Annotated in this window: 25 protein-coding genes and 1 other RNA gene; 18 read left to right on the top strand and 8 right to left on the bottom strand. The window is 66.7% G+C overall.

Annotated elements, in window-relative coordinates; translation table 11 throughout:
• The 3 genes from AC1DR1_RS20760 to AC1DR1_RS20750 form a co-directional block, all read left to right on the top strand.
• A partial coding sequence (locus tag AC1DR1_RS20760) for a fumarylacetoacetate hydrolase family protein (RefSeq protein ID WP_476993224.1) occupies nucleotides 1-284 on the top strand: 284 nt, incomplete at its 5' end.
• A gap of 166 nt (nucleotides 285-450) precedes the next feature.
• A complete protein-coding gene (locus tag AC1DR1_RS20755) occupies nucleotides 451-1,248 on the top strand; it encodes an IclR family transcriptional regulator (protein ID WP_364744018.1) in 798 nt (265 codons plus the stop codon).
• A 164-nt stretch (nucleotides 1,249-1,412) separates the two neighbouring features.
• The gene (locus tag AC1DR1_RS20750) at nucleotides 1,413-2,762 is read left to right on the top strand and encodes an MFS transporter (protein WP_229994470.1); all 1,350 of its coding nucleotides are present in this window, start codon (nucleotides 1,413-1,415) and stop codon (nucleotides 2,760-2,762) included.
• Between the two features lie 312 nt (nucleotides 2,763-3,074).
• Here AC1DR1_RS20750 and AC1DR1_RS20745 read toward each other — a convergent pair whose 3' ends face one another.
• Nucleotides 3,075-4,139: a D-2-hydroxyacid dehydrogenase gene (locus AC1DR1_RS20745; protein WP_356815770.1), complete on the bottom strand. Its 1,065-nt coding sequence runs from the start codon at nucleotides 4,137-4,139 to the stop codon at nucleotides 3,075-3,077.
• 106 nt (nucleotides 4,140-4,245) lie between these two features.
• On the opposite strand from AC1DR1_RS20745, the gene AC1DR1_RS20740 reads away from it, so the two are divergent.
• The 3 genes from AC1DR1_RS20740 to AC1DR1_RS20730 are packed head-to-tail and all read left to right on the top strand — an operon-like array spanning nucleotide 4,246 to nucleotide 7,023.
• A complete protein-coding gene (locus AC1DR1_RS20740; protein ID WP_476966600.1) occupies nucleotides 4,246-5,175 on the top strand; it encodes an NAD(P)-dependent oxidoreductase in 930 nt (309 codons plus the stop codon).
• A gap of 13 nt (nucleotides 5,176-5,188) precedes the next feature.
• Nucleotides 5,189-5,959, top strand: coding sequence for an SDR family oxidoreductase (locus tag AC1DR1_RS20735; RefSeq protein WP_476966601.1), 771 nt, complete (start codon nucleotides 5,189-5,191; stop codon nucleotides 5,957-5,959).
• Nucleotides 5,959-7,023: an L-idonate 5-dehydrogenase gene (locus AC1DR1_RS20730; RefSeq protein ID WP_476966602.1), complete on the top strand. Its 1,065-nt coding sequence runs from the start codon at nucleotides 5,959-5,961 to the stop codon at nucleotides 7,021-7,023. Before AC1DR1_RS20735 ends, AC1DR1_RS20730 begins: the two co-directional genes overlap by 1 nt.
• A gap of 59 nt (nucleotides 7,024-7,082) precedes the next feature.
• Here the strand turns inward: AC1DR1_RS20730 and AC1DR1_RS20725 are convergent, their stop codons facing one another.
• Entirely contained in the window at nucleotides 7,083-7,811 is a 729-nt protein-coding gene (locus tag AC1DR1_RS20725; RefSeq protein WP_229994474.1) for a FadR/GntR family transcriptional regulator, read from the bottom strand.
• 278 nt (nucleotides 7,812-8,089) lie between these two features.
• On the opposite strand from AC1DR1_RS20725, the gene gndA reads away from it, so the two are divergent.
• Both gndA and AC1DR1_RS20715 read left to right on the top strand, forming a co-directional pair.
• Nucleotides 8,090-9,526: an NADP-dependent phosphogluconate dehydrogenase gene (gene gndA, locus AC1DR1_RS20720; protein WP_018773415.1), complete on the top strand. Its 1,437-nt coding sequence runs from the start codon at nucleotides 8,090-8,092 to the stop codon at nucleotides 9,524-9,526.
• A gap of 106 nt (nucleotides 9,527-9,632) precedes the next feature.
• On the top strand, nucleotides 9,633-10,466 hold the full coding sequence (locus AC1DR1_RS20715; RefSeq protein ID WP_364744009.1) for an oxidoreductase: 834 nt from the start codon (nucleotides 9,633-9,635) through the stop codon (nucleotides 10,464-10,466).
• A gap of 24 nt (nucleotides 10,467-10,490) precedes the next feature.
• Here the strand turns inward: AC1DR1_RS20715 and epsC are convergent, their stop codons facing one another.
• The 3 genes from epsC to msrA all read right to left on the bottom strand — a co-directional run bounded on the left by epsC (nucleotide 10,491) and on the right by msrA (nucleotide 12,640).
• Entirely contained in the window at nucleotides 10,491-11,075 is a 585-nt protein-coding gene (gene epsC / locus AC1DR1_RS20710) for a serine O-acetyltransferase EpsC (protein ID WP_229994476.1), read from the bottom strand.
• A 39-nt stretch (nucleotides 11,076-11,114) separates the two neighbouring features.
• The gene (gene cysK, locus AC1DR1_RS20705) at nucleotides 11,115-12,050 is read right to left on the bottom strand and encodes a cysteine synthase A (RefSeq protein WP_229994477.1); all 936 of its coding nucleotides are present in this window, start codon (nucleotides 12,048-12,050) and stop codon (nucleotides 11,115-11,117) included.
• Nucleotides 12,051-12,115: 65 nt separating this feature from the next.
• Nucleotides 12,116-12,640, bottom strand: a complete 525-nt coding sequence (gene msrA / locus AC1DR1_RS20700) for a peptide-methionine (S)-S-oxide reductase MsrA (RefSeq protein ID WP_229994478.1) — start codon at nucleotides 12,638-12,640, stop codon at nucleotides 12,116-12,118.
• A gap of 99 nt (nucleotides 12,641-12,739) precedes the next feature.
• On the opposite strand from msrA, the gene AC1DR1_RS20695 reads away from it, so the two are divergent.
• Nucleotides 12,740-13,669: a Nif3-like dinuclear metal center hexameric protein gene (locus AC1DR1_RS20695; RefSeq protein WP_476993223.1), complete on the top strand. Its 930-nt coding sequence runs from the start codon at nucleotides 12,740-12,742 to the stop codon at nucleotides 13,667-13,669.
• Nucleotides 13,670-13,731: 62 nt separating this feature from the next.
• The gene (locus AC1DR1_RS20690) at nucleotides 13,732-14,469 is read left to right on the top strand and encodes a zinc ribbon domain-containing protein (RefSeq protein ID WP_476993222.1); all 738 of its coding nucleotides are present in this window, start codon (nucleotides 13,732-13,734) and stop codon (nucleotides 14,467-14,469) included.
• Nucleotides 14,470-14,476: 7 nt separating this feature from the next.
• Here the strand turns inward: AC1DR1_RS20690 and AC1DR1_RS20685 are convergent, their stop codons facing one another.
• The 3 genes from AC1DR1_RS20685 to AC1DR1_RS20675 all read right to left on the bottom strand — a co-directional run bounded on the left by AC1DR1_RS20685 (nucleotide 14,477) and on the right by AC1DR1_RS20675 (nucleotide 17,094).
• Nucleotides 14,477-15,241 carry a YaaA family protein gene (locus AC1DR1_RS20685; protein ID WP_476993221.1) on the bottom strand — a complete coding sequence of 255 codons (765 nt, stop codon included), beginning with the start codon at nucleotides 15,239-15,241 and terminating at the stop codon, nucleotides 14,477-14,479.
• Nucleotides 15,242-15,303: 62 nt separating this feature from the next.
• Nucleotides 15,304-16,197 carry an alpha/beta hydrolase gene (locus AC1DR1_RS20680; protein WP_476993220.1) on the bottom strand — a complete coding sequence of 298 codons (894 nt, stop codon included), beginning with the start codon at nucleotides 16,195-16,197 and terminating at the stop codon, nucleotides 15,304-15,306.
• A 45-nt stretch (nucleotides 16,198-16,242) separates the two neighbouring features.
• Complete coding sequence (locus AC1DR1_RS20675; protein WP_229994483.1) at nucleotides 16,243-17,094, bottom strand: SPFH domain-containing protein; 852 nt, start codon at nucleotides 17,092-17,094, stop codon at nucleotides 16,243-16,245.
• Nucleotides 17,095-17,202: 108 nt separating this feature from the next.
• Between AC1DR1_RS20675 and rnpB the strand changes: the two genes are divergently transcribed.
• From rnpB to AC1DR1_RS20635, 8 genes are all read left to right on the top strand, one after another.
• Nucleotides 17,203-17,596, top strand: an RNA gene (gene rnpB / locus AC1DR1_RS20670) — RNase P RNA component class A.
• A 191-nt stretch (nucleotides 17,597-17,787) separates the two neighbouring features.
• Nucleotides 17,788-19,455 carry a GMC family oxidoreductase gene (locus AC1DR1_RS20665; RefSeq protein ID WP_476993219.1) on the top strand — a complete coding sequence of 556 codons (1,668 nt, stop codon included), beginning with the start codon at nucleotides 17,788-17,790 and terminating at the stop codon, nucleotides 19,453-19,455.
• Between the two features lie 231 nt (nucleotides 19,456-19,686).
• The gene (locus AC1DR1_RS20660; RefSeq protein WP_290369375.1) at nucleotides 19,687-21,177 is read left to right on the top strand and encodes a glyceraldehyde-3-phosphate dehydrogenase; all 1,491 of its coding nucleotides are present in this window, start codon (nucleotides 19,687-19,689) and stop codon (nucleotides 21,175-21,177) included.
• A 92-nt stretch (nucleotides 21,178-21,269) separates the two neighbouring features.
• A complete protein-coding gene (locus tag AC1DR1_RS20655) occupies nucleotides 21,270-21,479 on the top strand; it encodes a hypothetical protein (RefSeq protein ID WP_229994485.1) in 210 nt (69 codons plus the stop codon).
• Nucleotides 21,480-21,587: 108 nt separating this feature from the next.
• Nucleotides 21,588-22,385, top strand: a complete 798-nt coding sequence (locus AC1DR1_RS20650; protein ID WP_476966610.1) for an HNH endonuclease family protein — start codon at nucleotides 21,588-21,590, stop codon at nucleotides 22,383-22,385.
• 174 nt (nucleotides 22,386-22,559) lie between these two features.
• Nucleotides 22,560-23,432 carry a polyphosphate kinase 2 gene (gene ppk2 / locus AC1DR1_RS20645; RefSeq protein ID WP_476966611.1) on the top strand — a complete coding sequence of 291 codons (873 nt, stop codon included), beginning with the start codon at nucleotides 22,560-22,562 and terminating at the stop codon, nucleotides 23,430-23,432.
• Between the two features lie 30 nt (nucleotides 23,433-23,462).
• On the top strand, nucleotides 23,463-23,921 hold the full coding sequence (locus AC1DR1_RS20640; RefSeq protein ID WP_476993218.1) for a DUF1579 family protein: 459 nt from the start codon (nucleotides 23,463-23,465) through the stop codon (nucleotides 23,919-23,921).
• A 9-nt stretch (nucleotides 23,922-23,930) separates the two neighbouring features.
• Nucleotides 23,931-24,329: alpha/beta fold hydrolase (locus tag AC1DR1_RS20635; protein WP_476993217.1), on the top strand; the 399-nt coding region annotated here is incomplete at its 3' end.

Below are 24,329 nucleotides of genomic sequence, written 5' to 3'. Positions count from 1 at the left end.
TCACGCCTGCAGGGCCGTGGGTCGTCACGAAGCTGACGGAGGACCACCTGGCAATCGGAATCAAGCACAACGGGGTGGAGCTCAAGCCGGCCAGTTCCGCCGATCTCGGCTGGCGGGTAGAGGAAATCCTCGCCTATCTGACCTCCTTCATGACTCTTCACCCGGGCGACCTGGTACTGACGGGATTCCCCGCCGGGTCCGCGCCAATCATTCCCGGCGACACGGTCACGTGCCATGTTGCAGGCATCGGCGAGCTGACCAATCCCGTGGTGTCCGCCGCCTGACGAGCCGGCGGTCCACGACGGGCGGTGCTGCCAGGCGAACGGCGGTAAACGAGACCAGCCAGGTCCGGTTCACGGCGCCAGACATTATGATGGTTAGTGTTCAGCTGACTGGACGGTATTTGTTTGAGTGGCGCGGCAACTTGCGCGCGATACCTGGAGGAGAATCATGGCCGATTCCCGAGTTTCCCGAATCTCCGACGGATTGGGGAGCGCGTCACCGGCACCGGCTGTCACGCGCGCCGCCGCCGTGTTGGAGGCCCTGGCCGCGTCCGCGACCGGACGCCTCACGCTCAGTGATCTGGCCAGGGAGCTGGGAATACCAAAGTCCTCAACCTCCAACCTCCTGCTCGCGCTCGAGGAGGCCAGGCTGATCAACCGCCAGGGCGCGGAGTTCACCCTCGGCCGCAAATTGGTTGAGCTGGGTGCGGCGTATCTCAGCCGCCTCGACGAGGTCCAGGAGTTCTACCGGTTCTGTGAACAGGCTCCGACGCTGTCGGGTGAAACTGTCCGGATCGCGATGCTGGACGGAACAAATGTCATTTATCTTGCCCGCTATGAAGGGCACCCCGCGGTACGCCTGACGTCCAACATTGGCGACAAGATGCCGGTCTCCCTCTGCGCCGTGGGCAAAGCCCTGATAGCGCGGCTGCATGACCATGACGTCGACGAGATGTTTCCGGACGACGCCGAACTGCCGGTCCTGACGCCGAAGTCGCTGCGCACCGGAGCCGAGCTCAAGGCGCAGCTCGATGTCATCCGGGAGCAGGGGTATGCGTTCGAGGACGAGGAATCCACCACGGGCGTCGTGTGCCTGGCCGTGGCTGTCCCGACGCGCGGCGCGCACGGTCCCAGCCTTGGCCTCTCAGTCACCGCGCTGAAGGCGACCTACTCGCAGGAGCAGGGCGCCATGATGGTCAAGGAACTCCAGGACCTTGCCCGGTCCCTGGGCAATCCCATGGGCTAGCCCCGTTCCGTCGGCTCGTCCCGGGTTGCCAAGAATAAGTCTGATTATTCATTGGCTAGTCGATCACCATGCTGTACGCTGTTCAGTATGGTGATCGACTCTTCGGGGGTTGCTCACATCCCACCAGACCAACGGGGGTCTGGAGTGTTCTTGAGGGAGTGCTTGTGACAACTAGTACTAATACACCGCTCGCTGAAGCGGACGGCGCCGTCGTCGATCCGGAACAGCTGCGACGGGCTACGCTTGCCAGCTCCGTGGGCTCCGCGCTGGAGTACTACGACTTCTACATCTACGGCCTGGCTTCGGCCCTGATCTTCGGCCCGCTGTTCTTCAAGCCGCTCGGCGAAGACGGGGCGCTGATCGCATCCTTCGCCACATACGGCGTAGGCTTCGCGGCCCGGCCCTTCGGCGGAATGGTCTTCGGCTACATCGGGGACCGGTTCGGCCGCAAAATGGTCCTCATCCTCACCATCACCCTGATGGGGTCCGCCAGCTTTGCCATCGGCCTGTTGCCGACCTATGAACAGGCGGGCATGCTTGGCGCCGTTCTGCTGGTGACGCTGCGCATCCTGCAGGGATTGGGCGCCGGCGCGGAACAGGCCGGCGCCACCACGCTGATCTCAGAAGTCGCACCGCGTCGCCGTCGTGGCTTCTTCGCCGCGCTTCCGTTCGTCGGCATCCAGCTGGGCACCTTGCTTGGCGCCGGCACGTTTGCCCTGATTGCCATGGCTGACAAGGCCACGCTGGAGGGCTGGCTGTGGCGGGTGCCTTTCCTGGCCAGTGTGTTCCTGATTTTAGTGGCTCTCTTCATTCGGCTCCGGCTGAAGGAAACGCCCGTCTTCCAGGAGCTGGAGAAGCACAAGAATGTCGCCAAGAACCCCATCGGCCAGCTGTGGAAGCACTCCAAGAAGAACACGCTGATAGGTATTGGCCTGCGGATGGGCGAAAACGGGAACTCCTCGATCTACTCCGCCCTGCTGATTGCCTTCCTGGCCGCCAAGGACGGAGTCTTCCCCGGCGACAAGTTCATCGGACCGGTCGGCCTGCTCATTGCCGCCGGCTTCGCCGCCGTTATGGTGATCACGTTCGGTGCGCTGTCCGACAGGTTCGGCCGCGTGCCCGTCTACCGCTACGGTGCGCTGTTCCAGGCCGTCATCGCCCTGCCTGCCTTCTACCTGGTGACGCTGGGCAATGTCACGCTTGTCTGGATAGTCATGGTGGTTGGCATCGCCCTCGGCGTTCAGTCCATGCTGGGCCCGCAGTGCCCGCTCCTGCCCGAACTCTTCGGGTCGCGCTACCGCTTCACCGGGGTGGCCATGAGCCGTGAACTCTCTGCAGTCATGGCCGGCGGACTCGTTCCGCTGGTGGGTGCCGCGCTCCTGGCTGTGACGGATCACTCCTGGCTGGTTCTCGCCATCTACTCGCTGGTCCTTGCCCTGATCTCGTTTGTCACCACCTTCTTCACGCCCGAGACGGTGGGACGCGACCTGCTCCTCACGGAAGATGCGCGCTAGGCGCACCCGCCCCTATCAACCCGCCGTGCGCGGGACCGCAGGCTGTGGCTCCTTCCACTCAGGAAGGGGCCACGGCCGCTTGTGCGACACGGGAAACGCCTGGCGACGCGCAAAATACCCAGCGCTTCCGAATACCCGCGTCGCCGGGCACTATGCGCGTCGCTGAGCGGAACCCGCCTCGCCAGGCGGGAATGCGAGTCGCCAGGCAGGACGCGCATGCCCTGCATCAACGCAGAGGGCGGCCCCTCCGTTTCCGGAGGGACCGCCTGGCGTGCGCTGCGGCGGGGGCCGCAGGATGGGGATAGAGCCGACTCAGTAGAAGTGCACCGTGTCCACGACGTGGGGGAGTTCGCCGCCGTCGAGGTAGGTCCGCAGGTTGCTGCAGAAGCGTTCGGCGATCAGCCGGTTTTCGGCTGCGCTGAGGGCCGAGGTGTGCGGGGACACCATCACCCTGGGGTGGGTCCACAGCGGGCTGTCCTGCGGGAGCGGCTCCACGGCAAACACGTCCAGGCAGGCGTAGGAGACCTGGCCGTTCCCGAGCGCCTCCAGGAGCGCCTCTTCATCCACCACGGTGCCGCGGCCCACGTTCACGAAGACCGTTCCGGGCTTCATGGCAGCGAAGACGTCGCGGCCGAAGAGCTTCTCGGTGTTGGGCGTGCCGGGAAGGGTGTTGACGACGGCGTCCGCGGTGCCGAGCAGGCCGGCGAGGCCGTCGTTGTCCGTGACCACCTCGATCCCGTCGATGGACTCCACGGTCCGCTTGGTGCCGCTGACGCTCATGCCCAGGGCGCGGGCGATTCGTGCGGTCTCGAGCCCGATCTCGCCGAGTCCGGTGACCACCAGGCGGGAGCCGTTGACCAGGCGGGTGGGGGTGCGGAGCTCGGGCCAGAGCTTGGCGGCCTGGTCCTGTGCCAGTTCCGCGCTGCGCTTGAAGCCGTTGAGGATGCCGAGGGCGGCAAACTCGGCGAGCGGCAGGGCGTGCACCCCGGCCGAGGTGGTGACCTTGAACTTTTGCAGCGTTGCGGCGTCCAGCCCCGATGCCTTCACGGCACCGCCGGCGCCGGCCGCCATGGCGTGGATCCACTCAAGGCGGGGATTGCTGCCGGCGATCCGGGCAAGGCCCGCGGGGCTCTCGTTGGGGAGCCCGTACAGGACCTGGGCCTTGTTGAGCATGTCCCAGTAGCGCTCTTCCTGCTCCGGCGTCCGGCGGAAGTCCGGATCTCCCGAATGGTCTGCGGGAAAGCGTTCCGGCGGCAACAGCTCGGGGTCGTAGAGGACGGTCACGGAAGGATCTACGGCGCGGATGCGTTCCACATGCTCTGCTTCGAGCGGGACGGCGATCGCGACGGTGGTTTTGGTCGTCATAGTGTTCATCATACTGAATGGAGGCTAGAATGCTGAACAGATTTCCAATATTGACTACGGCAGAGATTCACCACGACAGATTCACCACGACAGATTTACCACGATGGAGTGAGGCAACATGGAGCTGGACCGCAAAGAAGCCGGGTTTGTCGGCCTGGGACTGATGGGGGCGCCCATGGCCGCCAACCTCCTCGCGGCGGGGTGGGCCGTCAGTGCCTGGAACCGTTCGCCGGCGGCCCTGGACGCCTTCGAGGCCCTCGGCGGATCCCGCGTGGCAGCAGTCGAGGCGCTCCGCGACCAGCCGGTGATTGTCTTCATGCTCCCGGATCTGTCCGACATTGAGGCTGCCAGCGCCGCGCTCCTGGCCGGCTGGGCCGCGAGGCCGCCCGCCCCCGGAACCGCCGTGGTGGTGATGAGCAGCGTCTCGCCGTCTGGGGTCCAGGACTTCGGGAAACGGGTCGCTGAGGCGAGCGGAGGCAACGCCGTCGTCGTCGATGCGCCTGTCAGCGGCGGCACGAGAGGTGCGGTGGACGGAACACTCGCCATCATGGCCGGCGCCAGCGAAGCCGACTTCCGGCGGCTCCTGCCGCTCTTCAGCGCGATGGGCAGCACCGTGCGGCGGCTGGGTCCGGTGGGCTCGGGGTCGCTCGCGAAGGCCTGCAACCAGCTGATCGTGGGAACCACGACGGCGGCGCTCGCCGAGGCCGCGGAGCTCGCCGAACGCTCCGGCATGGACGTATCCGCGCTCTACGAGGTGCTCGCGGGCGGGCTGGCCGGCAGCCGGGTCCTGGACATCGTGGGGCCGCGGCTCGCCGCGAAGGACTACGAGCCCACCGGACCGGCCAAGTTCATGCACAAGGACCTGTCCTTCGTGCTCGACAGCGCCGCCACGGCCGGTGCCGCAGTACCGATGGCGGCCGCCGGCGTCGAGCTTTACGCGGAGCTCAAGCGCCAGGGGCTCGGGGACCGGGACCTCGCCGTCGTGCGGCAAACCATCTCCAATCTCAGTGACGACACACGTGAAAACCCAGCAGCGAAGACCAATTGAGGATCAGCGAACCATGAATGGACTTTTTGACCTGACAGGCCGGACCGCACTGGTCACCGGTTCCAGCCGGGGGATCGGCAACGCCCTGGCCCGGGCCCTGGCCGACGCCGGCGCCACCGTGGTGCTCAACGGCATCAACCCCGAGCGGCTCAAGGCCGCCGAGGCCGCGATGGCCGCGGACTACCCGCCGGGCCGTGTGCACAGCTGCGCCTTCGACGTCACCAGCGACTCCGAGGCCGCCCGGGGCGTCGCCTGGGTCGAGGAAAACGTGGGGCCGCTGGAGATCCTGGTGAACAACGCCGGCATCCAGCACCGCGTGCCGATGCTCGAGCTCGACGTCGCGGACTGGGAGCGGGTGATCTCCACGGACCTGACCAGTGCCTTCCTGGTGGGGCGGGAAGCGGCCCGGCACATGATTCCCCGCGGCCGGGGCAAGATCATCAACATCTGCTCGGTCCAGACCGACCTGGCACGCCCGACCATCGCCCCCTACATTGCGGCCAAGGGCGGCCTGCGGAACCTGACCCGCGCCATGACCGCGGAATGGGCGGCCTCGGGCCTGCAGATCAACGGCATCGCGCCGGGCTACATCCACACCGAGATGACGCAGAACCTCGTCGACGATGAGGCGTTCAACGCCTGGATCCTGGGCCGGACCCCCGCGCACCGGTGGGGGACCGTGCAGGACCTGGCCGGCCCCGCGGTCTGGCTGGCCTCCGACGGCTCAAATTTCGTCAATGGCCAGACGATCTTCATCGACGGCGGAATGACGGTGGTGGTCTGATGCGCGGCGTGGCAGGACTTCCGGCCACGGCCGCCGCAGTGGTGGCCCACGCGGCCGGCGATCTGCGGATCGAGGACATTCCCGTGCCCGCGCCGGCGTCCGATGAAGCCGTCATCGAAGTGGCCTTCGGCGGCATCTGCGGATCCGACCTGCACTACTGGCTGCACGGCGCCGCGGGGGAGTCCATCCTCAAGGCACCCCTGGTCCTGGGCCACGAGATCGTGGGAACCGTCATCCGCGCCGCCTCGGACGGGACCGGGCCCGCGGCGGGCACGGCCGTGGCGGTGCATCCCGCCACACCGGGCCCGGGCGGCGCCCGGTACCCCGGGGACCGCCCCAATCTTTCGCCGGGCTGCACCTACCTGGGCAGCGCGGCACGCTTTCCGCACACGGACGGCGCGTTCAGCCGGTATGTGAACCTGCCGGCACGGATGCTCCGGCCCTTGCCGGCCGGCCTCGAGCTGAGGACTGCCGCACTGGCTGAGCCGGCCAGCGTTGCCTGGCACGCCGTGTCGCGCGCCGGGGATGTGGCGGGAAAGACGGCGCTGGTGATCGGCAGCGGCCCCATCGGCGCCCTGGCGGTGGCCGTCCTCAAGCGCGCCGGTGCTCGGCGGATCGTGGCCGTGGACATGCATGAGCGGCCGCTGGAAATTGCCCGTGCCGTGGGAGCGGACGCCGTCCTCAAGGGGGACGACGCCGCGGCGATCGCGGCGGTGGAGGCGGACATCGTCATCGAGTCCTCAGGCAGCCACCAGGGGCTGGCCTCGGCGATCAAGGGCGCGGTCCGCGGCGGCAGGGTGGTCATGGTGGGGCTCCTGCCCTCCGGCCCGCAGCCCGTGCTGATCTCCCTGGCCATCACGCGCGAGCTGGAGCTGGTGGGCTCGTTCCGCTTCAACGACGAAATCGATGAGGTTCTCGGTGCGCTGGCCGACGGATCCCTGCTGGTGGATCCCGTGGTCACCCACGCCTTTACGCTGGACCGCGGACTGGAAGCGTTCGACGTCGCCAGGAACGCGGCTGTTTCCGGGAAGGTCCTGCTGGACTTCCGGCCGGCCCCGGCGTGAGGCGCCCGGCCGGCGTGAGGCGCGGCGCCGTCGTCGAGGCCCGGTCCGCCAGTGGCGCGCTAGTGCCGCTCGACCGGGACAAACACCCGCGGCTGGTTCTTCCAGCTCGGCTCCATCTCCGAGATGGTCTCCCGCATGATCCGGTTCGAGGCCTCGCGCGCGGCGGCGGCATCCCCGGCGGCGATGGCTTCGGCGACCTCTACGTGCCACTGCAGCGCCGTCTCCCGCGGGTGGTCCGGCATCAGGCCGTGGATGGTGCGGCCGGTCAGGGTTTCGGTCACCTGGCCCACCATGTTGGCGAACATCTCGTTGCCGGAGCCGGTCAGCAACAGCGAATGGAACAGGATGTCCAGTTCGAGGAACCGGGGAACGTCCCCGGCCTGGCCGGCGTCGCGCATGGCGTGCGAGATCTCCACGAGCTCCTGGCGGAGCTCCTCGGGGGCGTTGGCCGCTGCCAGCTCGGCGGCCACCGGCTCGACGGCGGTGCGGAGCTCGGCCAGGGAACGCAGCTGGGCGCCACGGCCCTCGCCGGCCAGGCGCCAGCGGATCACGAGCGGATCGAACGGGTTCCAGCGGCTGGAGGGCAGCACCCGGATGCCGACGCGCTTGATGGTCTCAACCAGGCCCAGGGACTGGAGAACGCGGACCGCCTCCCGGACCACCGAACGGGAGACCTTGAGTTCGTCCTCAAGGTGCTCGGCAAGCATGACGTGCCCGGGCGGCAGCTCGCCGGCCACGATCCGGGTTCCGAGGTGCTCAATGGCACGATGATGGAGACTGGTTGACATAGTCGTAAGCATAATGCGGCGGGCCTGGTCCCGGCCGACCGGCGGGGCGGGCGCCGGTGATCATAGACTGTTTATGACGCGCAGTATTCCGCTACGTGGGCGCTGCTTTCCCGCAGCCCGCGGAAATACATATGGTTTATGGACAGCCACAAATTCTCAAGAGCGGGTTCCGCCCTCTGCGGCGCACCTGCCCGAGTCCTAGATGAACGTCTTAGATGAACCGCCGTGCATCCATGGTCTACAGAAATCATGGTGCACAGAAATGAATTGGAGTTTTGATGTCAGCACACATCGGTGTTACCGGCCTCGCGGTGATGGGGGCCAACCTCGCACGCAACCTGGCCCGGAACGGCTTCACCGTTGCCCTGCACAACCGGTCGGTGGAAAAGACAGACACCCTGCTCGCCAAGTACGGCGATGAGGGCGACTTCGTCCGCACGGAAACCCTCCAGGAACTCGTTGATTCGCTGGAAAAGCCGCGCCGCGTGCTGATCATGGTCAAGGCCGGCAAGCCGGTCGATTCCGTGATCGAGCAGCTTGAGCCGCTCCTGGAGGCGGGCGACATCATCATCGACGCCGGCAACTCGCACTACGAGGACACCCGCCGCCGCGAGGCCGCGCTCGCCAAGAAGGACCTGCACTTCGTCGGCATCGGCGTCTCCGGTGGCGAGGAGGGTGCCCTCAACGGCCCCTCGATCATGCCGGGCGGTTCCAAGGAGTCCTACGACGCGCTTGGCCCGCTGCTGGAAAAGATCGCCGCCCACGTCGACGGCCAGCCCTGCTGCGCCTGGATCGGCACCGACGGCGCCGGCCACTTCGTCAAGATGGTCCACAACGGCATCGAATACGCCGACATGCAGGTCATCGGCGAGGCCTTCGACCTCCTGCGCTCCGGCGCCGGGATCGAACCGGCCGAGCAGGCCAAGATCTTCGAAGAGTGGAACAAGGGCGACCTCGCCTCCTTCCTGATCGAAATCTCCGCCGAGGTCCTCGGCCACGTCGATGCGAAGACCGGCAAGCCGTTCGTCGACGTCGTGGTGGATGCTGCCGGCCAGAAGGGCACCGGCCGCTGGACGGTCATCTCCGCGCTCGAGCTCGGCTCCCCGACCTCGGGCATCGCAGAGTCGGTCTTTGCCCGGGCCCTGTCCTCGCAGGCGGAGCAGCGCGTGCTGGCCCAGGAACTGCTCGCCGGCGGCGAGGCCGCCGTCGAGGTCCCCGAGAGCTTTGTCGAAGACGTCCGCCAGGCGCTCTACGCCTCGAAGCTGGTTTCCTACGCCCAGGGGCTGGACATGCTCACCTCCGCGGCCAAGGAATACGGCTGGGACCTGAAGCTGGATGAAATCGCCTCGCTGTGGCGCGGCGGCTGCATCATCCGCGCCGAGCTGCTCAAGGAGATCACCAAGGCCTACGCCGCGGCGGAGAAGCCGGCCAACCTGCTCTTCGCCCCGGCGTTCACCAAGGCGATCGCCGAGGTCCTCCCGGCCTGGCGCCGGGTAGTGTCCACCGCCGTGCAGCTCGGCATCCCGGTGCCGGTGTTCTCCTCCTCGCTGGCCTACTACGACGGCCTGCGCCGCAAGCGCCTGCCGGCCGCCGTCATCCAGGGCCAGCGCGACCTCTTCGGTGCGCACACCTACGGCCGCGTCGATGCCGAGGGCACGTTCCACACCCTTTGGGGCGAGGACAAGTCCGAGATCGAGGCAGTCGACACCCACTAGCCGCACCACGGACGGCCGGCACCTTCCAGATACTCTGGGAGGCGCCGGCCGTCCGTGTATCCGGCCGCTCCTACCCAAGGAGTTCAGCGCCCAAGGAGTTCTGCACATGCCCCAGCCCGTAGCGCTTGTCACCGGTGCGTCCACCGGGATCGGCTTTGCCACCGCGAAGAAGCTCGCCGCGGCCGGCTTCACCGTCTATGCCGGTGCCCGCCGGGTGGAGAAGATGGAGCCGTTGAAAGCCTCCGGCGTCAAGGTGATGGCCCTGGACGTGACGGATGAGGACTCGATGGGCGCCGCCGTCGGGGAAGTGCTGGCCGCGCACGGCCGGATCGACGTCCTGGTCAACAACGCCGGCTACGGGACGTACGGTTCGCTCGAGGAGGTGGAGCTGGCCGAGGGGCGACGGCAGTTCGACGTGAACGTCTTCGGGCTGGCGCGCATGACGCAGCTCGTGATCCCCGCCATGCGGGCCGCGCGGGCGGGCCGGATCATCAACATCTCATCGATCGGCGGCAAAATGTACGAGCCGCTGGGCGCCTGGTACCACGCGACGAAGTTTGCGGTGGAAGGCCTGAGTGATTCGCTGCGGCTCGAGCTTAAGCCGCACGGGATTGATGTGGCCATCATCGAGCCCGCCGGGACGCAGTCCGAGTGGGGCGCCATTGCGGCGCAGGGGCTGCTGGCCAGCTCCGGGAGTGGCCCGTACGGGGCCCAGGCCAAGGTGGTGGCGGCTGCCCTGGCCACCACGGACAACGCTGCAACGTCGGCGCGGCCGGAGCTCGCGGCCGAGGCGATCCTGCACGCGGCGACGGCACGGCGCCCCAAGACCCGGTACCCGGTGGGTGCCAGCGCCCGGGGGATCCTGATGCTGCGCCACCTGCTGCCGGACCGTGTGTTCGACGCCGTCCTGTGGAACATCTACAAGCGGTTCCCCGGGTAGGACCGCCCAGATCCGGTATTGGGTCTAGATGTGGTAATCGATCAGGTATTCGGCCGGGTCGACGGCGGGCTTGGTCTCGCGCTGCGCATCGCGGTGACGCCACGTAGCCGGCACGCCGGTGACGATTGATTCCGCCGGGGCATCCTTGACCACCACGGCGTTGGCGCCGACGGCGCTGTCCCGGCCGATAGTAATGGGGCCCAGGATCTTGGCCCCGGCGCCGATCACCACGCGGTCCTCGATGGTGGGGTGGCGTTTGATCTTGGCCAGCGAGCGGCCGCCGAGGGTCACGCCGTGGTAGATCATGACGTCCTCGCCGATCTCGGCGGTCTCGCCGATGACCACGCCCATGCCGTGGTCGATGAAGAAGCGCCGGCCGATGGTCGCGCCGGGGTGGATCTCGATGCCCGTGAGGAACCGGGCGAGCTGGGAGATGAGCCGCGCCGGGAACCGCAGGGCCGGGTTTTGCCACAGCCGGTGCGTCAGGCGGTGGAACCAGATCGCGTGCAGGCCGGAATAGGCGAAGAAGTTCTCAAAAGAACCTCGAGCCGCCGGGTCGTGGGACCGGGCGGCGTCGAGGTCTTCCTTCAGTCTTGCGAAGAAGCTCACAAAGACCTTTCTGGGGAATTGTGGGACAGCGGCAGGTACTTAGCCGCGGATGTCGTCGTACAGCACGGTGGAGATGTAGCGCTCACCAAAGTCGCAAACCACAGCAACAATGAGTTTACCGGCGTTCTCCGGGCGCTTGGCTAGCTCCAGGGCCGCCCAGACGATGGCGCCGGAGGAGATGCCGCCCAGGATGCCTTCCTTGATGCCGAGATCGCGGGCGACGCGGACGGAATCTTCCAGCGTGGCGTCGATGACCTCGTCGTAGACGTTGGTGTCCAGGATTTCCGGGACGAAGTTCGCGCCGAGGCCCTGGATCTTGTGCGGGCCCGGGGCGCCGCCGTTGAGGATGGCGGAGTCCTTCGGCTCAACGGCGACGATCTGGACGTCCGGCTTGCGTTCCTTCAGGACCTGCCCGACGCCGGTGACGGTGCCGCCGGTGCCGACGCCGGCGACGAAGATGTCCACCTTGCCGTCGGTGTCCGTCCAGATTTCCTCGGCCGTGGTGCGGCGGTGGACCTCCGGGTTGGCCTCGTTGGCGAACTGCTGGGCCCAGATGGAGTTCTCCGTGTTGGCCACGATCTCCTGGGCCTTCTCCACGGCTCCGCGCATGCCCTCGGAGCCGGGGGTCAGGACAATTTCGGCACCGTACGCGCGCAGCATKACCCGGCGCTCGGTGGACATGGTTTCCGGCATGGTCAGGATGACCCTGTAGCCGCGGGCCGCGCCCACCATGGCCAGGGCGATTCCGGTGTTGCCGGACGTGCCTTCGACAATGGTGCCGCCGGGCCTGAGGGCACCGGACTTCTCGGCAGCATCAATGATGGCGACGCCGATCCGGTCCTTGACGCTGTTGGCCGGGTTGTAGAACTCCAGCTTGACGGCCACGGTGGCGTCAAGACCTTCGGTCAGCCGGTTCAGCCGGACCAGCGGAGTTCCGCCCACCAGCTGGGTTACATCGTCATAGATCGGTGCCATGTATGTATGCCTGTCTTTGAAGAGGGTTGACTGAGGTCAGCCTAACGAGCGCCTGCAGGCCCTAGCTAAGCATTAAGCCATGCAGAGTAATATTTCCTCGCCTTGGCCAGCTTCGGGTTGATGATGACCTGGCAGTAGCCCTCCTCGGGGTACTTGGCGAAGAAGTCCTGGTGGATTTCCTCGGCCACATGGAACTTCGGCAGCCGGCTGACCTCGGTGACGATCGGGTGCCGCCACAGGGCCTGGTTCCGTTCGATCGCCTCCTCGAACAGGATCTTTTCCTCGGTGGTCTCGTAGAACATCGAGGACCGGTACTGGGTCCCGACGTCGTAGCCCTGCCGGTTCAGTGTGGTGGGGTCGTGGAGGACGAAGAACATGTCCAGGATGACCTCCGCGGGAATGACGTCCTCGTCGAACGTCACCGCCACCACCTCGGCATGGCCTGTGGTTCCGGAGCACACAGAGTAGTAGTCGGGGTTGTGTTCATGGCCTCCGGTGTAGCCCGAGACGACCGAGCTGACGCCCTTGGTTTTCTGGTAGACGGCGTCGAGGCACCAAAAGCAGCCTCCGCCGAGGACAAAAGTTCTCATGATCTCTTCAATGGTTCGAGGGCCCCGATGATTCCCCACCCACCTTACGAGAGTGTTACGAGTGACAGGGCCTCCCGCGGATAGGGTAAAAATGGGGGTATGGAACCTGTGAACACCGATGTTTCAGCGGAATCCGGCCGCGCTGCTGCCGCCGTCGACGGCGATGCCGGCACCGGGGAGGCCTCGGGCGCCGCGACGCTGGGCATGATCCAGCTGGCGGTGGAGGAGCTCTGGCCTGAATCGCTGGCCGAGGACTGGGACGAGGTGGGGCTCGTGGCGGGCCACCCGAACGCGGAGGTGCACAGGGTCATGTTCGCGGTCGATCCGACGACCGATGTGATCGAGGAAGCCATCGACTTCGGTGCCGAGCTGCTCATCACGCACCATCCGCTGCTGCTCAAAGGCGTGACGTCCGTCGCGGCGAACACGGCCAAGGGCAAGGCCGTGCACCGCCTCATCGAGTCCGGGACCGCGCTGATGACCGTGCACACCAACGGTGACTCCGCCGTCGGGGGCGTCTCCGACGTCCTTGCCGACGCGCTGGGCCTGCAGAACGTGGCCCCGCTGACTCCCGCGGCGAACGGTCTCCCCGAGGAAGGCATCGGCCGCGTCGGCGACCTCGAAGAGGTCCTGACGCTGGGTGATTTCGCCGCCCGCGTGTTCGGCATCCTGCCCTCTGTGGCCGGCGGCGTCCGGGTATCGGGTGACCGGGACGGGCTGATCCGGCGGGTGGCTGTCTGCGGTGGTGCCGGGGATTCCCTCTTCGGCGAGGTGCGGGCGAGCAACGCGGACGTCTACGTGACGGCGGACCTGAGGCACCACCCCGCCTCGGAAGCCCGGGAGGCGGCGGTCAACGACCGGCCGTACCTGATCGACGTATCCCACTTCGCCAGCGAATGGCTCTGGCTGCCTGCGGCCGCCGAAGCGCTGGGCAATGTGCTCGCCGACCAGGGCCACCACGTCGAGATCCGGGTCAGTACCACCAACAGCGACCCGTGGGACTTCATTCTGACTCCGGGCGGGGACTAGAGTCTAGGGAGCGCCGATACGGTGCCCGGCTTCGGCCGGTTTGGATTTAGCGGAGGTAAATAGTGGCCAAGGCAGCACCGGCGGAACAGTTGAAGTTGCTCGAATTGCAGGGACTCGATGCCAAGCTCAAGTCCTTGTCCAACCGCCGACGAAGCCTTGAAAGTGACTCCCGGATCACCGACCTGGAAGCCGCGCTCAGCGTGGCCAACGGTGAACTTGGCGCCGCGAAGGTGGCCGTCCACGACGCCGAGCTCGAGCTCAAGCGCTCAGAGGCCGACGTCGAGCAGGTTGCCTCCCGGATCGAACGCGACGAGGCGCGGCTCAACAGCGGCACCGGCCTGTCCAAGGATCTCGTTGCCCTGCAGCGCGACCTCGTCTCCCTGAACAAGCGCCGCTCGGACCTTGAGGACGTCGAGCTCGAAGTCCTTGAACGGCTCGACTCGCTCCGCGCCCGCCAGGGGGCACAGCAGCAGATCGTGGACGACATCCAGGGCTCCTTCGGCTCCATCCGTGCCGAGCTGGACGAGCAGCTGGCCGAGATTGCTGCCGAAGCCACTGTGGTGCGCGGGCAGCGTGCCGAGTTCGCCGCCGGACTCGACGCCGGGATGCTTGCCGTCTACGAGAAGACCCTGGCCAAGCGCGGCGTCGGCGCTGCCCGGCTCTTCCACGGCACCTCGGAAGGCTCCGGCATGCACCTCAGCCCCGGCGACCTGGCCGAGATCAAGGCCGCGGCTGAGGACGACATCGTGTTCTGCCCGGACTCCGGCTGCATCCTGATCCGCTCGGCCGAGTGGGCCTAGGCGGTTCCTAGCCCGGCAGGATGATGTTGAGCGTGTGCGGCTTTCGGGCCTTGCCCTCAACGAGTTCGGCAACCCACTTCTCCGCCGCCGCCTTCTGCAGCTGCGCCGGGGTTTGGGGAGCCTTGCCCCTGCGGCTGAGCAAATGCCGTGCCAGCTCGCCCCGGGTGTGCTTGGCAAAGTGGCTGACCACCTTGCGCACGCCGGCGGTCTCGGTGAAGACGTTCACGGCCACTGTCTGCTCCGGCGGGGGAGTCCATGCCGCGGCGTAGGTGCTGGACCGGCAGTCCACTAACAGCTCACCCGTAGTGGCCGCCGCCAGGGCGTCGCCCAGTTGCGGCTTCCAGAACGAGGCCAGCCGACCGACGTCGGGCAGCGAGATCCCCATCGAGAGGCGGTAGGCCGGTACGCGGTCGGCGAAGCGGATGGCGCCCCACAGGGCGGAAACCACCAGCACCGAAGCGTCGGCCTTCTTCCGCTGCGCCGGGGTCAGGGAGTCGTAGCCGAGGGCGTCGAAGAGCACCCCGGAATACACCTGGTGGGCCGGGGCGGCAGGTTCCGCGTGCAGGCGGGTGTTGCGTTCGACGTCGGAACTCAGCGAGGCGCCGACGCCCAGCAGCGCCAGGGCGTCCTCGTGGGCGCTGACGGTGCCGAGGGCGTCCAGGACCCTGGCCCGGGAGCTGTTGAGGGCGGGAAAGCTCAAGGCGCTCCAGTCGGCGGCGTCCCCGCCCACAGCGGGAGTCTTGCCCTCGGAGGGCGGCAGCAGAATTAGCACCGTACGATCTTACCGGCGGCGGGGGCCGCGGGTGCCGCAGTCCGGGGCCGGCGGCGGAGGGTTCAGGCGACGTGGTAGCCCAGAAATGACAGCACCTCGGGCAGGACGGACCGCCAGTAGCTGTAGTCGTGGCCGCCCGGCCGGAAACTCCCCTCGACATCGCCCGGCAGTCCTGCGCGGTAGGCACGGACCGTGGCGGCAAGCTCGTCCCCCGTGCCGCAATCGATCCGCTTGGGCACGGCCGCGAGCCGGGGCCGGAGCGCGAACACATCATGGGCCGCGAAGTCGGCCGGGCCGTCGAAGGCGGATTCCTGGCGTGGGTCGTAGTGGTCCCAGACCGCCGGGCTCATGGCCGCGACGGCGCGGACTCCGGGCAGCCGGCCCTGCGAGGCCAGCAGGAGGGCGCCGAAGCCTCCCATGGAGATGCCGAAGAGGCCGATCCTGCCAAGGTCGTAGCCCTGGCCGCCCAGGAACGGAACAAACTCCTTCACCAGCAACGACTGGGTGTCGCTGCCGTCGGCGCGGGGGTGCCACCAGGTGTTTCCGCCGTCCACCGCGGCGATCGCGAACGGCGCCCCACCGGCGTCCAGGTGCCGCTGGAGGGCCTCATGGGCCGCCATATCCTCCAGCAGGACGGTGTGGCTGCCGCCCAGTCCGTGAAGAAACACCGCCACGGGCAATTCGGGCAGCACGCCGCCGGGCGGCAATTCGGGTGCAGCCAGCGACCAATGGCTGGCGATCCCGGGGCGGAAAGCCGAGACGAATGAACCTGTTCTGGTCCGGACTGTCAACGGGGCGGCGGGAGCCGGCAGCGCTGTCGCCGTCGGGCTGGCCGGCGCGGGCGGGGAGCTCTCGGGAGGCGCTATGCCGTCAGTACAGGCTGTCAGGGCGGACGCGCCAAGGCCGATTCCTGCCAGCTCAAGCAGCCGGCGCCGGGTCAGGGCAGACTTGTCCATCCATCGATAATAGGCGCGCCGGTAATAGGCGCGCCGGTCCGGGCGTTACGCGGCCTTGATCGGTGACGCCGGTGATTCCGCCGGCGTCGCTGCGGGTGCAGCCGCCGACATCGCTGTCCGGGCCACATGGTCCTCGCGGGCCAGGAAGGCGGCCAGTTCGGCGATGGTGCTCATCAGGGGCGCCGGGAAGACGACGGTTGAGTTCTTGTCCACCCCGATCTCCACGAGGGACTGGAGATTCCGCAGCTGCAGGGCGACCGGGTGGGCCATCATGGTGTCAGATGCCGCGCCGAGCGCCACGGCGGCGATCGCCTCTCCTTCGGCCGCGATGATCTTGGCCCGCTTCTCCCGCTCGGCCTCCGCCTGCCGGGCCATCGCCCGCTTCATGCTCTCCGGAAGCTGGATGTCCTTGAGTTCAACGAGGGTTACTTCGACACCCCACTCCAGGGTCAGGGCGTCCAGGATTTTCCGGATGTCACTGTTGATGTGCTCGGTCTCGGACAGCGTCTGGTCCAAGCTGTGCCGGCCCACGACCTTGCGCAGGGTGGTCTGGGCGATCTGGTTGATAGCCGCCGCCACGTCTTCGATCGCCACAACGGACTTCACGGCGTCGATCACCCGGTAATAGGCCACTGCCGAGATGTCGACGCTGACGTTGTCCTGGGTGATGATGCCCTGCGACTGGATCGGCATCGTCACAATCCGCAGGCTCACCAGCTGAAGCCGGTCCACCACCGGGATGATGAACCGCAACCCGGGCATCCGGACCGCGACCACCCGGCCCAGCCGGAACAGGACGCCTAGTTCGTACTGGCGCACAATCTTGATCGACATCTTGGCGATAACAACCACCAGGACGATGGCGAGCAGCCAGATGATGATGGCGGTCCAGTTCATCGGGATCTTTTCCTTGACTAGCAGGAATCCTGCTCCAATTCTCCCACCGGCCGCCCCAAAAGACCCGGTGCGGCTGCGTCGTGGGGAGAACGTAGAATGGACAGCGGATGGGTTGACCAGGCGGCCGCGCGTCACGCAAGTGGCTCGAGGAACGTCCGGGCTCCGCAGAGCAGGGTGGTGGGTAACGCCCACTCGGGGTAACCCGCAGGCCAGTGCCACAGAGAACAGACCGCCTGCGTGCGGCGTGTGCTTGCACAGGCCGCACGGCAGGTAAGGGTGAAACGGTGGTGTAAGAGACCACCAGCTTCCCGGGTGACCGGGAAGGCTAGGTAAACCCCACCCGGAGCAAGGCCAGACAGGACACGTTTGAGGGCTGCTCGCCCGAGTGTTCGGGTAGGCCGCTGGAGGGCGTCGGCAACGGCGTCCGTAGATGGATGGCCGCTACTCCCTCGCCGGCAACAGCGCGGGAACACAGAACCCGGCGTATCGGTCAACCCATCCACCAAAACCGCCGGGTTACCCTGTCCTGCCCGGAGCGGGATTCGGCCCTCACAGGGTGCCAGCCGGGGGGCGCGTGCCTGCACGGTTGCAAGCTTGGGAAAACCTTGAGGCATGCTTGACATCATCCCGGCGAGCCCCGACACTTCAATGAACGCTTCAGGTGACGGTGCATGCGATGGTTGAGGAGTCATAGTGCCGGATGACGCAGCATACGACTATGTCATCGCCGGTGGTGGCACAGGCGGCAGCGTCCTGGCCGGGAGATTAAGTGAAGACCCAGCAGTTCGCGTGCTGCTGCTTGAGGCGGGCCGGTCCGACCGCCATCCTTTCATCCACATGCCCGCGGGCTTCCCGAGACTAAAGGGAGGCCCGTACCAGTGGGATTACAACAGCGTCCCGCAAAAGTACAGCAACGGCCGCAGCATCCCGCTCCCTCAAGGCCGCGTGCTCGGCGGCGGAGGGTCCATCAACTCCCAGGTCTTCACCCGGGGCGTGGCTGAGGACTACGACGGTTGGGTCGCGGACTACGGATGCGAGGGCTGGTCCGCCGCCGAGGTGTCCAAGTATTTCGTCCGCTCGGAGTCAAACTCCAGACTTTCAAGGCCCCACCACGGAACTCAAGGGCCTCTGGGCGTCTCTGACCCCCGGCGACCGCACACGCTCTCGGCGGCATTCGTGCAGGCGGGCCAGGAGTTCGGGCTACCCTACAACAACGATTTCAACGGCGCAAAGCAGCTCGGCGTCGGCTTCTACCAGACCACCACCAGGAACGGCCGACGGTGCAGTGCAGCCGTTGCCTATCTAAAACCCGCGCGCCAGCGGCCCAATCTTACGGTTCGAGTCAACGTAACCGTCTCAAAGGTGGTCATCAATAATGGCCGCGCCGTCGGCATCCAGGCCATCGAAGGCGGAGTGGAACGAACCTACGGCGCACGGCGTGAGGTGATCGTCGCCAGTGGCGCCTTCGGATCTCCGAAGTTGCTGCAGCTTTCGGGCATTGGAGACCCGGCAGACCTTGCTGCCGCCGGCATCGACGTTCTCCATGCGCTGCCGGGCGTCGGGAAGAACCTGCAGGACCACCTGGACTTGGACATAATCTACGAACTCACCGACGACCACAGCCTGGACCGGTTCAATCGCGTGCGCCCGGCGACCGTCATGGCCGGCCTCGAGTACCTGGCCTTCCGCTCGGGACCGTTCGCGTCCAACCTTGTCGAGGCCGGTGGCTTCAGCTACGCCAACACGAATGAGAAGACCCCTGACCTGCAGTTCCACTTCCTGCCAGCGGCGAGGTCGGAGCCGGGCATAGCGTCGCTGCGGCCCGGGTTCGGGGCGACGCTGAACTCGTACTTCCTGCGCCCACGCAGTCGCGGGACAGTTCGCGTCGAGTCCTCAGATCCCAGAAGGACACCGCTCATCGATCCGAATTTCCTCGCGGATGACTATGACCTGGAGATGACGATTGCCGGCGTGCGGCAGAGCCGCCAGATCATGGAGCAGCCGTCGATGGCAGCGTTCATCAAGGCGGAGCACATCGGTGACGGCTCAAGGGTCAAAACCCGTGACGAGTATGTGAATTTCGTGCGCTCCTACGGACGGACCTCCTACCATCCGGTCGGCACCTGTGCGATGGGAACCTCCGATGATTCCGTCGTCTCGCCGCGGCTGAAGGTCCATGGTCTTGAGGGATTGCGCGTGGTTGACTCCTCGATCATGCCCCGCCTGATCAGTGCCAACACCCAGGCGCCCACGATCATGATCGCGGAAAAAGCTGTGGACATGATCCTCGAGGACGCAGGCAGGGCGACACCCGGCGTCGGTGGATTCGCCGGTTCCTGCAGCGTCCCAGACGGTGTGTGAGTCATTTCACGCGCAACAAGGCACCTCACCCTGCCGGGCCGCCCGTAGAATTGATGGTGAACGTAGAAGTTCTGCCGCCGGGTCTGCGTTCGCAGCCGGCGGATTTTTCTTTGCGCTCGATGAGGCGCCCGGGGTGGACCGAATCCCCGCCGGTGCCCGGTACCGGACACCCTCCGGCGGCCGACTTCCCCCTACGAGGACGTAGGGGGTGGATTCTAGGAAGGTAGTTCTGTGAGCCAGACGTCAGATTCTTGTCTTGATACGTGGATGGGCCGTGAGGCGCTCGCCGAGGCCATGATCCCCGTGATCGGCCGGCTGTACCGCGAGAACAACGTGGTGACCTCCATCCACGGACGCAGCCTGATCAACAAGTCCACCATGAATATCCTCAAGGCCCACCGCTTCGCCCGCCGGATGAGCAAGGAAGAACTGCGCCTCGAGGAAACGGCCCCGCTGTTGGAGGCCCTGACCAAGCTGGACCTCGGCGCAGCGGCAATTGATATTGCCCGCCTCACCGAGAAGTACCGCGCCGAGGGCGACGGCGCCAGCCTGGATGCCTTCCTCCGCGAGGAACTCGCCGAGGTTGTCGGCAAGCGCGGCGGCGACGACCGCACCAGCACCGACGTCGTCCTCTACGGCTTCGGCCGCATCGGCCGGCTCCTGGCCCGGCTCCTGATCGAAAAGGCAGGCGGCGGCCACGGCCTGCGCCTGCGCGCCATCGTGGTCCGCCGCGGTTCCGATAACGACCTTGCCAAGCGCGCGAGCCTGCTGCGCCGCGACTCCGTCCACGGCTCCTTCGAAGGCACCATCAAGGTGGACCTCGAAAACGACACCATCACAGCCAACGGCGTCCAGATCCAGGTCATCTACTCGGACAACCCTTCCACGGTGGACTACACCGCCTACGGCATCCACGACGCGCTCGTCGTGGACAACACGGGCCGCTGGCGCGACGCCGAAGGCCTGTCCCAGCACCTGTTGAGCAAGGGCGTCGCCCGCGTTCTCCTCACCGCCCCGGGCAAGGGCGAACTGAAGAACATCGTGCACGGCATCAACCACGGCACTATCGCCGACTCGGACACGATCGTCTCGGCGGCCTCCTGCACCACCAACGCCATCACCCCGGTGCTCAAGGCGATCAACGACCGCTACGGCGTGGTGCACGGGCACGTGGAGACAGTCCACTCCTTCACCAACGACCAGAACCTGATTGACAACTTCCACAAGGGTGACCGCCGTGGACGCTCTGCCGCGCTGAACATGGTGATCACCGAGACTGGTGCCGCCAAGGCCGTCGCCAAGGCGCTGCCGGAACTGCTCGGCAAGCTCACGGGCAGCTCCATCCGCGTCCCCACCCCGGACGTGTCGCTGGCCATCCTGAACCTGAACCTGGACAACGGCACCACCAAGGACGAAGTCAACGACTACCTGCGGGAAATGTCGCTGCACTCCGAGCTGCGCAAGCAGATCGACTACATCGATTCGCCCGAGGTTGTCTCCACGGACTTCGTCGGCTCGCGCCGGGCAGGCATCGTTGACGGCCTGGCCACCATCTCCAACGACAAGAACCTCGTCCTGTACGTCTGGTACGACAACGAGTTCGGCTACAGCTGCCAGGTGGTCCGCGTCATGGAGGAAATGGCCGGGGTCAACCCGCCGTCCTTCCCCGCCAAGGACGCCGCCTCCATCCTTGAGGCCGCCGGGCTGCCCGTAGAGGTCTAGTCCGCGGGGCCAAAGGTCCCTGACCGGGACATGTTCCTCCTTTCCCGGCCGATGCACTGGAATCGGCCGGGAAAGGGCACCACAATGGTGCCATGGAACAGAACCCGGCTCTTGAACACGAGACCACCCTGGAACACGCGCTGGACGTCGCACGGGGCAACGCGAAGGAAGCGAAGCGGCTGCTGGACGACGCCATCGTCAAACGCGGGGCCGGTGAAGTCAACGACGACCGGGTGAGCCAGCTCCAGGACCTGCTGGATCTGGCCAACGAAGACTTGAAACGGGTCACGCGGGACCAATAGCCCCGGCGTTCCGCCACCCGTCCCCAACACTGTGGACAACCTCCCGGGTGTCTGAACGCCCGGGTAGGCTCAGGGCGTGCAGCCAGAACGCCGCCAGCGGCCGCCCTCATGACCGTCACCTGGACGGAATTTCGCAACGCCCGGCGCCGCTCCCGCCAGGCGTGGGTTCTTCTGGCCGCAGCCGGACTGGCCCTCCTCGGCACCGTGGTCTGGTTCTTCACGGCCGGCCAGTTTGTCGTCGCGGAGCCGCAGACCCCGGGCCCCAGCGAGGCCCCCGTGCTTGCCGGCGGGTGGATGTACGCGGTGGACCCAGTCCGGGCCGTGCCGGAAGGACGCGCCGCCGGCGCGCTCGACACCCTTGCGGTCAAGGGACGGTCGGCGAAGGACAACTATGACCGGGGCGCCTTCGGCCAGGCCTGGCTCGACGTCGACCGCAACGGCTGCGATACGCGCAACGACATCCTCCGACGGGACTTGGCGGCCGCCGAATTCGTCCGCGGCTCCCGGTGCCAGGTGGCCGGCGGCACGTTCCAGGAACCCTACACCGGCCGCATGATCGCGTTCCGGCGCGGCGCCGAGACCAGCGCAGCGGTGCAGATCGACCACGTCGTGGCGCTGGGCGACGCGTGGCAAAAGGGCGCCCAGCAGCTCACCGCGCAGCAGCGCGAACACCTGGCCAACGATCCCCTCAACCTGATCGCCGTCGACGGTCCCGCCAACCAGGACAAAAGCGCCTCCGACGCCGCCACCTGGCTGCCGCCCAACAAGGCTTTCCGCTGCCACTACGTGGCCCGCCAGATTTCCGTCAAGGCCGCCTACCGGTTATGGGTCACGCCCGCGGAGAAGGAGGCGATGAAACGGATCCTCGCCTCGTGCCCAGGGCAGCAGACGATCGTTGCGCGGTGACGGCACTATGTCCTGTCCTGTCCCGTCCTTTCGTGCCTGGCGCAGGGATTCAGTGGCCCAAGCATAGGATCCGCCCCTCGCCCCTTCCGGGCTGGAGGACCCTTGCTGCCGTTCTGCTGTCCGGCGAGAATGGGCGCGGGACAAACCTCGCACCGGAATACTGGAACGGAAACCATGGCACATCGCACGGACGATTCTGGCAAGGGGCACTCCGGTCACAGGAAGGGCTCCGCACGGCGGCGGGCTCGGCTCGACGTCGGAATCTACGAGGCCGAACTTCTCCGGCTCCAAGCAGAACTGGTTGCCCTTCAGGAGTGGGTCCGGAGCACCGGGGCGCGGGTTCTGGTTATCTTTGAGGGGCGGGACGCCGCCGGCAAGGGGAGCGCTATTAGGCGGGTCACCGAGTACCTGAATCCGCGGTTTGCCCGGATAGTAGCGTTGCCGGCGCCGACGGAGCGCGAACGCGGTGAATGGTACTTCCAGCGCTATGTGCCGCATCTCCCCGCAGCCGGGGAAATAGTCCTGATGGACCGCTCCTGGTACAACCGCGCCGGCGTCGAACACGTTATGGGCTTTTGCACCCCGGCGGAGCACAAACGCTTTATGGCGCAGTGCCCGGTCTTTGAACGGCTCCTCATTCAGGACGGCATTCTGCTCTTCAAGTACTGGTTCTCGATCAGCCATGCGGAACAGGAGCGGCGGTTCAAATCCCGTCTGGATGATCCCATGCGGCAATGGAAGCTCTCACAGATGGACCGGGAGGCAATCTTGCGCTGGGAAGACTACTCGCGGGCCAAGGACGACATGTTCATGCAGACGGACACCGCGGAATCACCGTGGTATGTCGTGGAAGCCGAAGATAAACGCCGGGCTAGGATCAACCTCATCGCCCACCTACTCGCCAGCATCGATTACAGCGAAGTACGGACAGAGCCGGTGACCTTGCCGGAGCGGCCGAAGGCCGTCAACTACACGCGCCCGCCGCGGGAGCTATTCCGCTATGTCCCGGACTTCGCGGCAAGCCTGGAAAAACCGGCCGAGGACTGAGCGCAATTGACTTGCTCAGTAGACTGCAGCATGGACATTGTGCGATACATAACGCCGCTGCTGGGCACGTGGCAGGGACAGAACCGCTCCCGGATCATGCCCACGGACGACTACCAGGACTCGGCGGCCACCGCCACTGTCACGGTGACGGCCGCGCACTTCGCGAGCGTCGCCTACACCTGGTCGGACGGTGAGAGCCCACAGGAAGGCCTGTTGCTCCTGGCCGGCGGGGCGTCCGACGCGGAGCCCGCCACTGCGGTGTGGGTGGACTCCTGGCACACGGGCAAGGCACTGATGCAGTTCTCCGGGACCGTGGMCGGGGGCGGTGTCCTGCGGCTCAACGGCTCCTACGCGGCGCCGACCGGCCCGGACTGGGGCTGGCAGATCCACATCCACCCGGGGGAGGGCCAGGGCCGACGCATCACCATGCACAACGTCGTCCCAGGTGAAGACCCCTATCAGGTGGTGGAGTTGGTACTCGAACGGTAGGGTACCGGCATGGACATCATCCTCGTACCCGGATTCTGGTTGGACGCCTCGTCGTGGGAGGACGTCACCCCGCCGCTCACCGCTGCCGGGCATAAGGTCTACCCGCAGACACTGCCGGGCCTTGAATCTGCCGATGCGCCGCGCGCCGGGATTGGCCTGCGCACCCACATCGACGCCGTCGTGGCGAAGATCGATACCTTCGACGCGCCCGTGGCCCTGGTGGGCCACTCCGGCGGAGGGGCGATCATCCACGGCGCCGTCGATGCCCGCCCGGACAGGGTGGCCCGGGCAATTTACGTGGACAGCGGACCGCTCGCCGACGGTGGTCTCATCAATGACGAACTCCCGGCCGACGGCGACGACGTGCCCCTGCCGCCGTGGGAGCTCTTCGAGGATGCGGACCTCACC

The organism is Arthrobacter sp. P4_F10 (genome assembly GCF_056401435.1).
Note: the sequence above shows the minus strand (reverse complement) of the source record. Positions and strands in the feature narration are given on the sequence as shown.

Coding starts and splice junctions, on each gene's coding strand:
- AC1DR1_RS20755 (WP_364744018.1), top strand. CDS start 451: ATGGCCGATTCCCGAGTTTCCCGAATCTCCGACGGATTGGGGAGCGCG.
- AC1DR1_RS20745 (WP_356815770.1), bottom strand. CDS start 4,139: ATGATGAACACTATGACGACCAAAACCACCGTCGCGATCGCCGTCCCG.
- AC1DR1_RS20740 (WP_476966600.1), top strand. CDS start 4,246: ATGGAGCTGGACCGCAAAGAAGCCGGGTTTGTCGGCCTGGGACTGATG.
- AC1DR1_RS20735 (WP_476966601.1), top strand. CDS start 5,189: ATGAATGGACTTTTTGACCTGACAGGCCGGACCGCACTGGTCACCGGT.
- AC1DR1_RS20730 (WP_476966602.1), top strand. CDS start 5,959: ATGCGCGGCGTGGCAGGACTTCCGGCCACGGCCGCCGCAGTGGTGGCC.
- AC1DR1_RS20725 (WP_229994474.1), bottom strand. CDS start 7,811: ATGTCAACCAGTCTCCATCATCGTGCCATTGAGCACCTCGGAACCCGG.
- gndA (WP_018773415.1), top strand. CDS start 8,090: ATGTCAGCACACATCGGTGTTACCGGCCTCGCGGTGATGGGGGCCAAC.
- AC1DR1_RS20715 (WP_364744009.1), top strand. CDS start 9,633: ATGCCCCAGCCCGTAGCGCTTGTCACCGGTGCGTCCACCGGGATCGGC.
- msrA (WP_229994478.1), bottom strand. CDS start 12,640: ATGAGAACTTTTGTCCTCGGCGGAGGCTGCTTTTGGTGCCTCGACGCC.
- AC1DR1_RS20695 (WP_476993223.1), top strand. CDS start 12,740: ATGGAACCTGTGAACACCGATGTTTCAGCGGAATCCGGCCGCGCTGCT.
- AC1DR1_RS20680 (WP_476993220.1), bottom strand. CDS start 16,197: ATGGACAAGTCTGCCCTGACCCGGCGCCGGCTGCTTGAGCTGGCAGGA.
- AC1DR1_RS20675 (WP_229994483.1), bottom strand. CDS start 17,094: ATGAACTGGACCGCCATCATCATCTGGCTGCTCGCCATCGTCCTGGTG.
- AC1DR1_RS20655 (WP_229994485.1), top strand. CDS start 21,270: ATGGAACAGAACCCGGCTCTTGAACACGAGACCACCCTGGAACACGCG.
- AC1DR1_RS20650 (WP_476966610.1), top strand. CDS start 21,588: ATGACCGTCACCTGGACGGAATTTCGCAACGCCCGGCGCCGCTCCCGC.
- ppk2 (WP_476966611.1), top strand. CDS start 22,560: ATGGCACATCGCACGGACGATTCTGGCAAGGGGCACTCCGGTCACAGG.